We start from the raw sequence: 14035 nt of genomic DNA on the forward strand, positions 1-14035 counted from the left end.
GTATTATTCCCCCAATAATATTTGTACAATTCGCTCTGCGGTTCGTCCGTCCCAACGTTCGGGTAAAGTTCCTTGTTTCCACTCTCCGTTCATCAGTTTGTCCATACAGGCTCCCAATGCGGCCGGGTCTTCACCGACCAGTTCATTAGTGCCTGTTCGCCAGGTCTCCGGATGTTCGGCAAACGTATTGAGCGTGATGCAGGGAATTCCCAGGAAAGTGGCTTCTTCGGCTACATTGCCCGAGTCAGTCACGATGGCTTTTGCCTGATTCATCAGATAACCGAAAGAGAGATAACTCTGTGTAGGCATGATGTGCAGGTTGGGAGCGGTGATCCCCAATGCTTTGATTGCGTCGCGTACATAAGTATGCAGCGGTGCGACAATGGGCATGCCATTTGCTTTTTTAAGCAATGTTTCCATCAATTCCTGTAAGTTCTCCTTATTGTTTAACAGTACGTGACGATTGAGGGTCAGCAGAATGTATTCATGTTCTTTCAGCCCCAGCACAGAGAACCATACCGGTTTTATCAGTCGATTGCGATTATAACGTATCGTATCGATCAGGATATTCCCTACATAATAGACTGTTTCGTTTTCCGTACCTGTCTGGTTTAGGTTACGGTTGGCTACCATGCCGGCTGTGAAGAGGTAGTCGGACAAGCCATCTGTAATCATACGGTTGATCTCTTTGGGCATAGACATGTCGAATGAACGGGTACCGGCTACGAGATGTGCTACTTTTATGTTTTGTTTCTTGGCTACGATGGCACAACTCATGGTTGCTGTGAGGTCATCGACCACCAGGACTACATGCGTAGGGTTTTCTGTCAATTCACGTTCGAAAGCGATCATGATTCCCGCAGTCAGTTCTGTCGGGTTATTGCCGTTTACTCCCAAATAGGCATCGGGAGCTTTCATGTGCAGATCTGCAAATAAGGAGGCGTCCAAACTGTTATCATTCTCTACTCCCGTGTATACCAGGCGATAAGAAATACGTTTACCCTGTGCCTTTGCGGCATCGATAGCCCGGGTGATAGGGGCGATTTTCATAAAATTAGGGCGAGCCCCGGCAACAATCGTTATCTTCATCTTTGTATTCTTACAATTTTCAAGGAACAAATTTACACTTTCTTGCGGAATTATTTGTTTCTTTGCACACAAAAAACTTAATATATGCCAACTATCTTTCAGATTCCGACTTTTATCCAGATTCTGGAGTTTATCGGAACATTCGCTTTTGCCATTAGTGGTATTCGTCTTGCATCTGCCAAACAATTCGATTGGTTTGGCGCTTATGTAGCCGGTGTGGCTGTAGCCATTGGCGGTGGTACCATACGTGATGTTTTATTGGATGTCACTCCATTCTGGATGACGAATCCTATTTATTTAATTTGCTCGGCGCTGGCCTTGCTGTGGGTTATCTTTTTTCGGAAGCATTTGATCCACATGCACAATACGTTTTTTATTTTCGATAGCATTGGTCTTGCGTTGTTTACAGTAGTTGGTATCAGCAAGACGATCGATTTGGGATATGCCTTTTGGGTAGCCATTATTATGGGAACCATGACCGGTGCGGCCGGTGGAGTTATCCGTGATGTATTTATCAACGAGATTCCGTTGATCTTTCGTAAGGAGATTTATGCCATGGCATGTGTTATCGGTGGAGTCATTTATTGGGGGCTCGATCGTTTGGGGGTAGATGCCGCCTTGACGCAGGTCATTAGTGGCTGCTGCATTTTTGTAGTACGCGCTTTGGCTGTAAAATACCAAATTTGCCTGCCTATCTTGAAGGGGGAATAAAGTCGGTACGACTTTATTCCGGCAATATCAAGTCACCTGAAAAACTGATCGATTCACGGTTTTGCATATCGACATCTATGCTGGATGAACCGTTGGAATAGATTGTTATCCTGAATCTGAACTGATCTTCGGGACTTTTGGCGGTAAAGTTGATTTTTGCAGCTCCGCGTTTTCCCATGGCCATGGTGTATTGATCGATTGGGGCATTGAACATCAATCCCTGTCCTCCTCCGTAAGGGATAGAGTAAGCGCGTCCGAAGTAAGGTAGTTGTGAAAAGACAGAATCATTCCGAATTGTTACGGAATAGATTGATGTCAATGGAATCATACGTCCCCTACGCGGGTATGCCGTATTTATGTCGATCCGATAGTTTTCCGATTCAATCTTCTCTTTTACAGTCTGTTCCTTCAGCTCTTTCCTTTCTTCCCGGTTTTGAGCCTGAAGTGTGAAGATACCTGTTCCTGCAATGAACAATATCAGAAGCATGATACGTCTATTTGTTTTCATATCAATGATTATTTAGGAGAATATTTACATAAAGATAACGATCGGAAGAGATAAAATGTACAAAGCGTACAAATGATTTAATATTATTTCGTGTTTGTCGGAGCAGATTTCACAAAGAATAAAAGAGAGAGTTTCAAAACTCTTTTTTACTATAGATTGCACAGATTTATACAACTCATTTTTATAGATAGTCGGTTGTTTACTTTTGATGCAGTGTAGCCCTGTGTATTTTGCGGTGACAGGCCTTTGGTGTTCTTTCTTGTACAGCAAAGGCCATGCACTATTAAAATTGTTCCAGGATAGCTATTCGCTTTTCGATAGGAGGATGGGTGGCGAATAATCCGCTTAATCCGCTCAGGGCACTTTTGGCTTGTTTGCCCGGATGCTGAATGAATAACTGTGCCACATCCTCGCGTTCTACAGCTTCTATATCGGGATCTGCGGATATTTTTCTTAGAGCACTGGCCAGCGCCAACGGGTTCTTTGTCATTTCTGCTGCACCTGCATCAGCCATATATTCACGTTTTCGTGAGATGGCGAAACGCATCAAAGTGGCGAAGAAATAACCGATGGCAGCTACAATCATTGCCAAAACCAGAATAAGTATGGCTCCATTATTCTTATCATTTCTACTGCGTGTCCACGAAGAGTAATAGACGGAACGCAATGCTATTTGTGCCAGCATAGAGAAGATACCGACAAATACAATCGAGATAATCAATAACCGGACATCATGATTGCGGATATGTGTCAGTTCATGTGCGATGACTCCTTCGAGTTCTTCATCGTTAAGCTTTTCAATGATACCTTTGGATAGGGTAATTGTATAGGTCTGTTCATTGATTCCACTGGCGTATGCGTTTAGTGAATCATCATCGATAATGTTGATTTTGGGCATTTTCATACCTTGCGACATACAGAGATTCTCTACCAAATTGTAGATACGTTTATTCTCTTTACGTTCAAGCGGACGCGCGCCTGTGGCAGCTTTGATAATACTGGAATTGGTAAAGTAAGCTATGATAAACCAAACCAGAACACCTCCTATAATATAAGGAATCAGGTTGATAAACATTTGATTGGTCATTGCCAGTGTATTGTACTGCCCATAATCGTCTTCCACGGTAAAAGTGATAAGCAGATAGCAGAACAGGTAAGTCAATACCGCCACCAGGCATGGAAAGAGAATGAGTAAGATACCGGAACGGAGATTGTTCCGGCTCTGTTGTGTCTGTATTCCGACGTATTGCATGTGTCTTTACTTTCCTGAGGATTAAAATTTTATTTTCGGAGCCTCTTCTAAATTGGCACGTTGTTCTGTGCCCAAGTCGAACATCATTTCTTTATGAAAGCCAAACATGTTGGCAATCAGGTTAGAAGGGAATGTCTGTACAGCATTGTTCAGTTCCTTTGTGGCCGAATTAAAGTAGCGGCGTACGGCAGCCAGCTTATTTTCTACGTCCGAAATCTCTTCCTGTAGCTGAAGGAAGTTTTGGTTGGCCTTCAGGTCCGGATAAGCTTCCAATGTAATCTTCAATCCTGCGAGGGCGGAACTAAGTTGATTTTCAGCTGTAATTTTTTCATCGATTGTCCGGGCACTGACAGCTCCGTTGCGGGCTTGGATGACGCGCTCAAGTGTTTCTTTTTCGTGAGCTGCATATCCTTTTACTGTATCTACCAATTGTGGAATAAGGTCGTGACGCTGCTTCAGTTGTACATCAATGTCGGCAAATGCGTTTTCGCGATTATTTCTCAATTTTACCAATGAGTTATACATGGAAGCAATGATAATGACGAGGATGATTATAATCCCCAGGATGATAAGTAAGTTCATAATTCTTTTGATTCTTAACGTTATTAAACTTGATCCAAAGGTATGTGATTCAGTCTCTATTTACAAAAAGCACATAATAAAAAACATTAATTATCAAACAAACCTATCAAAAGCTGTCTAACTCTTTAAGAAATAACACCCAAAAACTATCAAATAGCACCCAAAAACTATCATTTGATAGTTTTTACCCCAAAGATTGGTGAAAATTACCCTACTGAAATCTAAAATAAGCCTTAAACTTGCAATATCGAGAAAGAAACGAAATATTAACCGCTTAAAAACCGCAACGTATGAAAAGTTTAAGTTTTAGAAAAGATTTAATAGGAGTGCAAGAAGAGTTGCTCCGCTTCGCTTATAAATTGACTGCTAATCGCGAAGAAGCAAATGACCTGTTACAAGAGACCTCATTAAAAGCATTAGATAATGAAGATAAATTTATGCCAGACACTAATTTTAAGGGCTGGATGTATACTATCATGCGCAACATCTTTATTAATAATTACCGTAAAATTGTGCGTGATCAAACTTATGTAGACCAAACCGATAATCTTTTCCATCTGAATCTTCCGCAGGACTCCGGTTTTGAAAGTACCGAAGGAGCCTATGACCTGAAAGAAATGCACCGTGTAGTAAATGCGTTGCCCAAAGAATATAAAGTTCCATTTTCAATGCATGTTTCCGGATTTAAATACCGTGAAATAGCCGAAAAATTAGAATTGCCACTCGGCACTGTCAAGAGCCGTATCTTTTTTACCCGTCAGAGATTGCAACAGGAACTGAAGGACTTTGTTTGATTAGGTATTTTTCATTAATAAAAAGATTGATTTTAGGTAGTGATTTAGTGTAATTTTTTAGTTGTGCAAAAGAAGGAGTAAGTGAGGGACCCCCTCCTTGCTCCTTTACTTTTGTGACAATATGATATATAACATATCTTTTATGGGAACTTTTTGATGGTCTGATTTGTCTTTATGTCAAATATCTCACTATATTTGTAATATAGCAAGTTAACCTATGAATGTGAAATCACTTATAACTTACGGCAATGAAAAAGGAAATTAAATTCAGTCTCGTATATCGGGATATGTGGCAGTCGTCCGGTAAGTATCAACCCCGTGTCGACCAGTTAGTGCGAATTGCCCCTTTGATTATTGAAATGGGATGCTTTGCCCGTGTGGAGACCAATGGCGGAGCGTTCGAGCAAGTCAATTTATTGTATGGTGAAAACCCCAATAAAGCAGTGCGGGCTTTTACCAAACCTTTCAATGATGCCGGAATACAAACCCACATGCTTGACCGGGGACTGAATGGTTTACGGATGTATCCCGTTCCTGCCGATGTCCGTCGGTTGATGTACAAAGTCAAGCATGCCCAGGGAGTAGATATCACCCGTATCTTTTGTGGGCTGAATGAAGTAAGGAATATTATTCCTTCCATACACTATGCACTTGAAGGAGGAATGATTCCGCAGGCAACTTTGTGCATCACCTTTTCACCGGTACATACAGTAGAATATTATACGGCTATTGCTGATAAGCTGATTGAGGCCGGTGCTCCCGAGATTTGTCTGAAGGATATGGCAGGTGTCGGACGTCCTGCCATGTTAGGACAATTGACAAAAGTCATTAAGGAACGTCATCCCGAAGTGTTGATTCAATATCATGGCCATAGCGGGCCCGGATTGTCAATGGCTTCCATTCTTGAAGTTTGTGAGAATGGTGCTGATATTATTGATGTAGCCATGGAACCTATGTCCTGGGGAAAAGTTCATCCGGACGTGATCTCTGTACAGGCCATGTTGAAAGATGCCGGTTTTCGTGTACCTGATATTAATATGAAAGCCTATATGAAGGCGCGTGCCATGACACAGGAGTTCATCGATGATTTCCTTGGTTACTTTATGGACCCGACCAACAAACATATGTCTTCTTTATTGCTGAAATGTGGCTTGCCCGGAGGAATGATGGGGTCTATGATGGCCGATTTGAAAGGTGTGCATGCCGGCATTAATATGATATTAAAGAGTAATAATCAGCCTGAACTCAGCATTGACGATCTGCTTGTGATGTTGTTCGATGAAGTGGAATACGTATGGCCTAAGTTAGGTTATCCTCCACTGGTAACTCCATTCAGCCAGTATGTGAAAAATGTGGCATTAATGAATGTAATGGCACGTGTGAAAGGTGAGGAACGCTGGAGCATGATAGACAATAATACCTGGGGGATGATTCTGGGTAAAAGCGGTCGTTTACCCGGTCCGTTGGATCCGGAAATTGTAGCATTGGCTAAAGAGAAGGGGTACGAATTTACAGATGAAGATCCGCAGAAGAACTATCCCGACCAGCTTGATGAATATCGTAAAGAGATGCAGGAGAATGGTTGGGAGTCCGGGCCCGATGATGAAGAACTGTTTGAACTGGCCATGCATGACAGGCAGTATCGTGATTATAAATCGGGAGTAGCCAAGAAGAGGTTTGAAGAAGACCTGCAACGTGCCAAGGATGCGGCATTGGCCAAACAAGGTTTCTCAGAAGAAGATGTGAAAAGGATGAAGCGTGCCAAGGCAGAGCCAATCACTGCGATGGAAAAGGGTAGGATTATCTGGGAAATAGATGTTGAATCGCCCTCCATGCCTCCGGAAGTAGGGCATAAATATGAACCGGATGATGTATTTTGTTATATTGCCACTCCATGGAACACTTATGATAGAGTATTGGCTAATTTTAGTGGACGCATCATTGAGGTATGTGCCAAGCAAGGTGCTTTGGTCAATAAAGGTGATGCTTTGGCTTATGTAGAAAGATGTGAAGAACCGGCATAACGTTTTAAAAGTTGTATTGTTATAGAGTGGATAAAGGCCGTTTCCGGTGTAAACCGGAGCGGTCTTTGTTTTTTAGCGCCATTCCAAAGTCCGGTTCTCTGCTTCCTGAAGCCCGGCTTTCCGCTATTTTTATCCCGGTGTTTCGATGTCCGGAGCCCGGTGCTTCGTTCCCCGTCTTATTTGCTTTTCTTTTTATTTCGACTGCCACCGCAGTTATCATATAAGGCTTGGTTTGTATATGACATTTGTAATATCTTGTTTCGGTAGAAATCTACCGACTCTTTTTCGTAGATAGTAAATAAATATTGGTTTTATATTCAGAAAAGGATAAGAAATTGTTTCTGGTTTTCTAAATCTGGATGGAACTTTTACTTGTAAATAGTGATCAAACCTCGTGTATATAGTTAATTTGAGAAATGACACATATCTTTCAAATCCCTTTGGAATGGATATATAAACAGATCAACCAAGTTCTCTTAGAACTCAGTTCTAAAACGCATTACAAGCACTTTTAAAGGGATTCTGAGAGGTGGTGAATAGCGAAGAAAAAAAAGTAGAAATTAGCATTTAAAAATATTATAGTATATTTATTGTATTTTGATACTTTATATCTATCTTTACTCCGCGAAATAAGATTGGCAACTCCTTATTTTAAAATATACAACTAAATCTGATTGACAAATGTAAAATTACAGCGTAATAAAGTATTTAATATTGTATATAATTTACATTTTTCAAGAATAACTAAGTTCTAAGAGAACTATAGCCATTATTATAACCTAAATTAACACATATTGTTTAACTAAAAAAGAAAAATGAATGAATAACTCGAAAATTATCAATGTGAGATTGATGAAAAAGGTGTTAGTGCTTGTTCTATCTTTTTTGTCTGTTACTGCTTTTGCGCAGAATATAACAGTGAAAGGAATTGTAAAAGATGGAACCGGTGAACCGATTATCGGAGGGAGTGTACTTGTTAAAGGTTCATCGATCGGTACAGTGACAGATGTTGATGGCAATTACACTTTATCTAATGTTCCTGCAGACGGAGTTCTGGAGTTTTCTTACATCGGCATGAAGAAACAGGATGTAAAAGTAAGCGGTAAAACTGTTATTAATGTTGTGCTTCAAGAAGATACCCAGATACTGGACGAAGTAGTGGTGACAGCCTTAGGGTTGAAGCGTGAACAGAAAGCTTTGGGGTATGCAGTGACCGAGGTCAAAGGCGATGACCTGAAAGCTGCCAATACGATTTCTCCGGTAGCCGCCTTACAAGGAAAAGTAGCGGGTGTCGAGATCCGTCAGTCAGACGGAGGTATGTTCGGAGCGACGAAGATTCAGATTCGCGGTGCTTCTACTTTGAAAGGAAACAATCAGCCGATTTATGTGATCGACGGAGTTATTCTCGATAACTCGACTTCGGGAAATACCACGATGGACTGGGATGCCGGAAACAATAATGCCAATGACTATGGTAATGAACTGAAGAACCTCAATCCGGATGACTTTGAGACAGTTTCGGTCCTGAAAGGTGCTGCTGCGACTGCCCTTTACGGTTCACGTGGTCTGAACGGAGCTGTGGTGATTACCACCAAATCGGGAAAAGGTTTCAAAGGCTTCGGAGTTTCTGTATCACAAACATTTGGTATCGATCATGCTTACCGGACACCGGATATACAGACTGAATATGGGGTGGGGTTGATGCCTGGCTGGAAAGACACGGACAACAATGGTTCTGTATGGGATCCTTTTCAGTTCAAACTCGATGATAAAGGGGACCGGACACTAATAGGCGCAGGCAGTTATGGATGGGGACCTAAATACGATGGTCAGCCGATCCGCAACTATGATGGTACCTGGACCAATTATTCGCCCCATAAAAACAACATGCTGGATTTGTATCAATTGGGGCTGAACTCCAATACGAATGTGGCTATTCGCGGTGGCAATGATAAAACATCGTATTACACTTCTCTTTCTTATAAGAAAGCAAGATCTACCAGCGAAAAGAATACATTTGAGCGTTATTCGTTTTTATTGAAAGGTTCGCATAAAATCAGTGATCGGGTGGAAGTTTCGGCTGCTATGAGTTTCACCAACTCAAATCCGAAGAATTCTCCGCGAACAGTAGGAGAGCGTTTTGTCAATCCGAACGGAACCATTATGACTCCGATGCTGGATGTGAATTATTTCCGCGATAAATATCTGGGTGAGCATGGTGGACTGGCATCTACAAGTTATGGTGACAAGTATGGTTCAGTTCCGGGACGTGATTTGTTTTTTATGATCGATAAATACGATTATTCCCAGAAAGAGACTGTGGTTCGTCCCCAAATGGAAGTGAATGTGCAGATTCTGGATTGGCTGAGATTTAAAGCCGATGCCAATATGAATTACTATTACACTAAGTTTGAAGAAAAACAACTGGGTAGTGGATATGCAAATGAAGGCGGTAAGTATACTATGGGGCAAACCACAAAAGAGCAGGCTACCTTTGGCGGAACATTTACTGTCAATAAGCAGATACAAGATTTTAGCGTAGGTGGTTTCGCACGATATGAATACTATACAAGTCGTTCGGAAGCATATAAAGTATATACAGATGGCGGTATGGTAGTACCGGGACAATGGTTTGTCGACAACTCAAAGAACCCTAAAAAGTCGGAAGCGAGCATTTCAAATACAAAGAGAATGATGTCTGCTGTCTTTGCTTTGAATCTGGGATGGAAAAATCAGGTTTATTTAGATGTAACAGGACGTAATGACTGGTCGTCTTCTCTGGTATATCAAAACGGGATGGGTACATATTCTTACTTCTACCCGTCAGTATCCGGTTCATGGCTGCTCAATGAAACATTCGATTTGCCGCATTGGATTACATTTGCTAAAGTACGCGGATCGTGGGCACAGGTCGGTAACGATACCGATCCCTATTATGTGAACTCGGTATATGGCTTTGAAACTAAAGAAATGTATGATGGCAATATTTATGTGAACACTCTCGATAAGACAATGAAGAGTTTGAAGCTGAAACCGGAGCGTAAGAATGCCTGGGAAGTTGGTTTGGATTTACGTTTGTTTGACAGCCGTTTGAACTTTGACTTTACTTATTATAAAGAAAATACGAGAGACCAGATCATGTCGATTGAAGTTCCTGCTATTTCGGGTGTGAACACTCAGTTGATAAATGCTGGTAATATTCAGAATAAAGGTATTGAAATTGCTGTAAACGCCACTCCGTACAAAAATAAAGACTGGCAGTGGGATGTCGCAATGACATATACAAAGAATAAAAATACTATTATCTCATTACATGAAAATGTAGCAGACTACATCGCATTGAGCGGCTATGCTAATGATTACGATTACCATATCGGTTCGGTTGCCAAAGTAGGTGGCGACTACGGATTATTGATGTCCGACATTCTTCCGGCTAAAAATGAAAAAGGAGAAACATTGTTGGAGTGGGACGACAGTTGGCGGGGAGCTTACGAAGCACGTAGCGGAAAAGTACAGGAAGTGGGTAAAATGACTCCCGACTTTTTAGGCTCTTTATCTACTACTCTGTCTTGGAAAAATTTGAGCCTGCATATTGCTACTGACATGCGTTTTGGAGGATTGGTAGCTTCTTACTCTAACTTGTATGGTACACAGGCCGGATGGATCAAGAGTTCTTTAAAATGGCGTGATCCCGAACATGGTGGTTTGTCTTGGACCAGCCAGTACGGTGACAGTAAAGGAATCTCTTATGGTGATGGTGTTATCCCCGACGGAGTATTTAAGAATGGTACGTTCGCAACACTTGTAGACGGAACGAAAATGGATGTAAGCGGTATGTCCTACAAACAGTTGGTGGCAGAAGGGAAACTGGAACCCACACATGCCGGAACTTATCATGTAAACCGTGCGGCTTGGGGACAGAATACGATATTCGACACTTGGGTACACGAGTTGAACTATATTGCTTTGCGCGAGATCACCTTATCGTATCGCTTCCCGAAATCAGTGGCAAGTAAGTTTGGTGCCCAGGGATTGGGATTGAGCTTCTCTGCACGTAATCTGGGATATCTGTATAACTCGTTGCCTAACCATCTGAATCCTGAGAGTGTTCGTGGTAATACGGCTTCTGAGTTCCGTATCCGTGGTTATGAACCTTACACAGCTAATTATATGATGACTATTAATGTAGATTTCTAAACCTTTAATGTGATATTTAGTATGAAACAAATGATGAAAAAATATCTATATATGGCAGCTGTGGCTGTTGTAGGTACAGGCTTCCTGATGTCGTCTTGTAAAGACGAATTTGCCGGACAGAATACCAATCCCTCCACAGTCTCAAAACCGAATGTACGCTATTTATTTACTCAATGTGCCATGAGTTTTCAGCCGGCCGATTATCTTCAGTGGTTTGCTGGTTTCGATGCAATGTCTACCTGGGTGCAGGCAACTGCCTCAGGAGGTGGAAACTCCAGCAAATTGAATATGGTAACTCAGACCGGCTGTGGCTATCAGGTCAACGAGGTGCTTCGTTATACGAATGAAATAAAGCATCAGATCAGTCTGATGTCGGATGATGAAAAAGCAAAATACGAATATATTGCTTATTTATGTAATCCGATGCTGGTGTACTTGGGACTTGAAGACTCGGATATGTATGGATCCCGTCAATATTCAGAGGCAGAAATGGCCCGTTATGGTGGGACTCTGACTCCGAAATACGATACGCAGGAAGAATTGTTCGAACTCTGGCTGAAACAGCTTGACGAGACAATTAACTATCTGAGAGAGAACAATCCGCAAGACGTGCTTGGTGCGCAGGATTTTATTTATAGAGGAAAACTTGATAAATGGGCTAAACTGGCAAACTCATTGAAACTCAGAATTGCTGCACGCCTGATTAATAAAGACAAGGCTCGTGCAATTGCCATTGTGAATGAGGCTGCCCAGAATCCGGCCGGTCTTATTTTAACTCTCGACGATGATTTTGTTTTCAATAAAGGTAAAAGAGACAATAACTGGAACAATGATATTTCCGTTGGTGCGGGAACTAAGCAGTTAATCGATTTTATGGTGAGCAATCGTGACCCTCGTTTGTTTTACTTTTTCCAGAAGAACGATTACAACTCTAATGTAGTTCAAGGTTTCTTTGATCAAAAAAGAGCTTTACCGTCTTATGTAGAAGCCAATGTGAACTATACGGTCGATGCGGACGGAAAGAAACACTTTGAGAGCTGGAAAGCTCCCGGAGAGCCTTGGGTACGCTATTATGGAGTTCCTTGTCAAGTGGATATCAATAAAAAGGAAGAGTACAAAGACTATTTCGACCCCAATAACGAGTTGTTCTATTTGCTGAGCAAAGACGGTGCGAAAAAGACCTATACTCCGATTGCCTACCGGAATACCGAAAATATTAAAGGTCTGTTGATTTACACATTCCCCGATGTTCCCGATGTAGCTCCCGTACAGGATAAAGAAGAATACGGCTGGTACGGACTGTACTTCTCTGCAGGTGAAACCAACCTCCTGCTGGCGGAATTCAAATTATTGGGTGCCAATCTGCCGATGACCGCACAACAGTATTTGAGTGCAGGTGTCGAGATGTCTGTTCGTGGTTATGATTTTGTTTCCGCTAAGAATCATATTCCTTATTATGATAAAACCTACACAGGCGATGTACACGATAAGACAATCAGCCTGAAAGAAGGCATGATTGATGAAATGCTGTCACATGATGCATACCATCTGACAGGTGATTTGAGTAAAGACCTTGAGAAAGTTTATATTCAGCAATATATTCACTATCTGATGCTTCCGATGGACATGTTTGTTACCGCCCGTCGTTCGGGAGTGCCAATGAAGAACAGTACCTTGTTGCCATATCAGGATTTTGATCCGTTATTGGGTGACCAGTACGTCATTCCTCGACGTTTCCCGGTAAGCAAACCTCTTGATTCTGATTTGCTCCGTGACATTACAATTGCAGCCTATCAGGCACAGGGCTATACGTATGAAGGTGAGATGAGTAATTCACCTGTGACGTTAAGCAAAGAACGTGTCTGGTATGATAAAGAGGCACCGGCTTTTGGTACAGGTCCTCAACAGTAATTTTCTGTTTTACATAAATCTCCGGGGCTGCTTCTGCTTTTTGCAGAAGTGGCCTCTTTTTTCTATATTATCCTCACATTATCGGGGCGGTTTGGCGAAGTTGTTATTTCTTCTTTTTCTTATTCTTTTGTTTTTTTGTATCTTGTCCTTTCGCTTTTTCCTTATCAACAGGAGGGAACTTCGGAACCAGATTCATCAGTCGCAGAATTTGTCCTTGGCGTCGTTTGATATAAGGTGAGGGGTGTGCCGAGTCGAATCGTATTGGATTTGGTAAAGTTGCTGCGATCAGGGCACACTGTCCCCGGGTCAGTTTGGCAGCTGTCGTTTTAAATTTATATTTAGCGGTTGCCTGAGCACCGTAAATACCTTTACCCATCTCGATGGAGTTTAGATATACTTCCATAATCCGTTCTTTCGACCAGCAAGTTTCAATCAGAAATGTAAAGTAGACCTCAAATCCTTTTCGTATCCACGAAGATTGTGGCCAAAGAAAGACGTTTTTCGCTGTCTGCTGGCTGATGGTACTGGCACCCCGTTTCTTTTTCCGGGTTTCGTTTTCCTTCATCGCTTTTTTGATTTCTATCATGTCGAATCCGTTGTGAGAGGCAAAGCGGTTATCCTCCGAAGCAATCACCGCCATGGGCAGGCTGGGAGAGATTTTATCAAATGGTACCCACGTATGCTTGCATACCACTTTTTCTCCCGAAACGAGTTGCTGGACAGAGCGGATAATCATAAGTGGAGTGACATATACCGGCACGAATCGATAGAAAATGACGGCACCGATCGAGGAGATAAAGAAAAAAAGGATCAGATTGCGCAGAATGCGAAAGGGTTTCCGGAGTTTCATTGTGTGTGATCTTGTTGGTTATACGAATGTGCCAATATACTGACTTACCATCCTTTTTGTATGAAGGAGTAAACAGTATATTGGCACATGGCATAAAACACCTGGGGGTGTATTATG

General features: G+C 41.9%; 10 protein-coding genes. 5 read left to right on the forward strand and 5 right to left on the reverse strand.

The features are described from left to right. Nucleotides 1–3 precede the first annotated feature (3 nt). On the reverse strand, nucleotides 4–1089 hold the full coding sequence (gene wecB / locus BSHG_RS08705; protein WP_005786937.1) for a non-hydrolyzing UDP-N-acetylglucosamine 2-epimerase: 1086 nt from the start codon (nucleotides 1087–1089) through the stop codon (nucleotides 4–6). A gap of 84 nt (nucleotides 1090–1173) precedes the next feature. Here wecB and BSHG_RS08700 point away from each other — a divergent pair, with 84 nt between their 5' ends. After that, the gene (locus BSHG_RS08700; RefSeq protein ID WP_005776695.1) at nucleotides 1174–1800 is read left to right on the forward strand and encodes a trimeric intracellular cation channel family protein; all 627 of its coding nucleotides are present in this window, start codon (nucleotides 1174–1176) and stop codon (nucleotides 1798–1800) included. 13 nt (nucleotides 1801–1813) lie between these two features. On the opposite strand, the gene BSHG_RS08695 is transcribed toward BSHG_RS08700, so the two are convergent. The 3 genes from BSHG_RS08695 to BSHG_RS08685 all read right to left on the reverse strand — a co-directional run bounded on the left by BSHG_RS08695 (nucleotide 1814) and on the right by BSHG_RS08685 (nucleotide 4142). After that, nucleotides 1814–2308, reverse strand: coding sequence for a DUF4251 domain-containing protein (locus BSHG_RS08695; RefSeq protein ID WP_008659684.1), 495 nt, complete (start codon nucleotides 2306–2308; stop codon nucleotides 1814–1816). Between the two features lie 283 nt (nucleotides 2309–2591). After that, the gene (locus BSHG_RS08690; RefSeq protein WP_005786940.1) at nucleotides 2592–3560 is read right to left on the reverse strand and encodes a M48 family metallopeptidase; all 969 of its coding nucleotides are present in this window, start codon (nucleotides 3558–3560) and stop codon (nucleotides 2592–2594) included. 21 nt (nucleotides 3561–3581) lie between these two features. Beyond that, a complete protein-coding gene (locus tag BSHG_RS08685; RefSeq protein WP_005794778.1) occupies nucleotides 3582–4142 on the reverse strand; it encodes a LemA family protein in 561 nt (186 codons plus the stop codon). Nucleotides 4143–4432: 290 nt separating this feature from the next. Between BSHG_RS08685 and BSHG_RS08680 the strand changes: the two genes are divergently transcribed. The 4 genes from BSHG_RS08680 (at nucleotide 4433) to BSHG_RS08665 (ending at nucleotide 13068) form a co-directional block, all read left to right on the forward strand. Next, nucleotides 4433–4936, forward strand: coding sequence for an RNA polymerase sigma factor (locus tag BSHG_RS08680; protein WP_005786945.1), 504 nt, complete (start codon nucleotides 4433–4435; stop codon nucleotides 4934–4936). Nucleotides 4937–5184: 248 nt separating this feature from the next. Beyond that, complete coding sequence (locus BSHG_RS08675; protein WP_008659689.1) at nucleotides 5185–6960, forward strand: oxaloacetate decarboxylase; 1776 nt, start codon at nucleotides 5185–5187, stop codon at nucleotides 6958–6960. A gap of 819 nt (nucleotides 6961–7779) precedes the next feature. Next, nucleotides 7780–11157: a SusC/RagA family TonB-linked outer membrane protein gene (locus BSHG_RS08670; RefSeq protein WP_005786949.1), complete on the forward strand. Its 3378-nt coding sequence runs from the start codon at nucleotides 7780–7782 to the stop codon at nucleotides 11155–11157. A 21-nt stretch (nucleotides 11158–11178) separates the two neighbouring features. Next, nucleotides 11179–13068 (forward strand): SusD/RagB family nutrient-binding outer membrane lipoprotein, encoded by a 1890-nt coding sequence (locus tag BSHG_RS08665; protein WP_005786951.1) that lies wholly within the window; start codon nucleotides 11179–11181, stop codon nucleotides 13066–13068. Between the two features lie 103 nt (nucleotides 13069–13171). Here the strand turns inward: BSHG_RS08665 and mtgA are convergent, their stop codons facing one another. Then, on the reverse strand, nucleotides 13172–13918 hold the full coding sequence (mtgA, locus tag BSHG_RS08660; RefSeq protein WP_005786953.1) for a monofunctional biosynthetic peptidoglycan transglycosylase: 747 nt from the start codon (nucleotides 13916–13918) through the stop codon (nucleotides 13172–13174). Nucleotides 13919–14035: the final 117 nt, after the last annotated feature.

This window comes from Bacteroides sp. 3_2_5 (genome assembly GCF_000159855.2).
GTDB lineage: Bacteria > Bacteroidota > Bacteroidia > Bacteroidales > Bacteroidaceae > Bacteroides > Bacteroides fragilis.

What these genes read in the sequence shown, in the direction of transcription:
- BSHG_RS08665 (WP_005786951.1), top strand. Translation starts at nt 11,179, where the DNA reads ATGAAACAAATGATGAAAAAATATCTATATATGGCAGCTGTGGCTGTT.
- BSHG_RS08700 (WP_005776695.1), top strand. Translation starts at nt 1,174, where the DNA reads ATGCCAACTATCTTTCAGATTCCGACTTTTATCCAGATTCTGGAGTTT.
- BSHG_RS08690 (WP_005786940.1), bottom strand. Translation starts at nt 3,560, where the DNA reads ATGCAATACGTCGGAATACAGACACAACAGAGCCGGAACAATCTCCGT.
- BSHG_RS08675 (WP_008659689.1), top strand. Translation starts at nt 5,185, where the DNA reads ATGAAAAAGGAAATTAAATTCAGTCTCGTATATCGGGATATGTGGCAG.
- BSHG_RS08670 (WP_005786949.1), top strand. Translation starts at nt 7,780, where the DNA reads ATGAATAACTCGAAAATTATCAATGTGAGATTGATGAAAAAGGTGTTA.
- BSHG_RS08680 (WP_005786945.1), top strand. Translation starts at nt 4,433, where the DNA reads ATGAAAAGTTTAAGTTTTAGAAAAGATTTAATAGGAGTGCAAGAAGAG.
- BSHG_RS08695 (WP_008659684.1), bottom strand. Translation starts at nt 2,308, where the DNA reads ATGAAAACAAATAGACGTATCATGCTTCTGATATTGTTCATTGCAGGA.
- BSHG_RS08685 (WP_005794778.1), bottom strand. Translation starts at nt 4,142, where the DNA reads ATGAACTTACTTATCATCCTGGGGATTATAATCATCCTCGTCATTATC.
- mtgA (WP_005786953.1), bottom strand. Translation starts at nt 13,918, where the DNA reads ATGAAACTCCGGAAACCCTTTCGCATTCTGCGCAATCTGATCCTTTTT.
- wecB (WP_005786937.1), bottom strand. Translation starts at nt 1,089, where the DNA reads ATGAAGATAACGATTGTTGCCGGGGCTCGCCCTAATTTTATGAAAATC.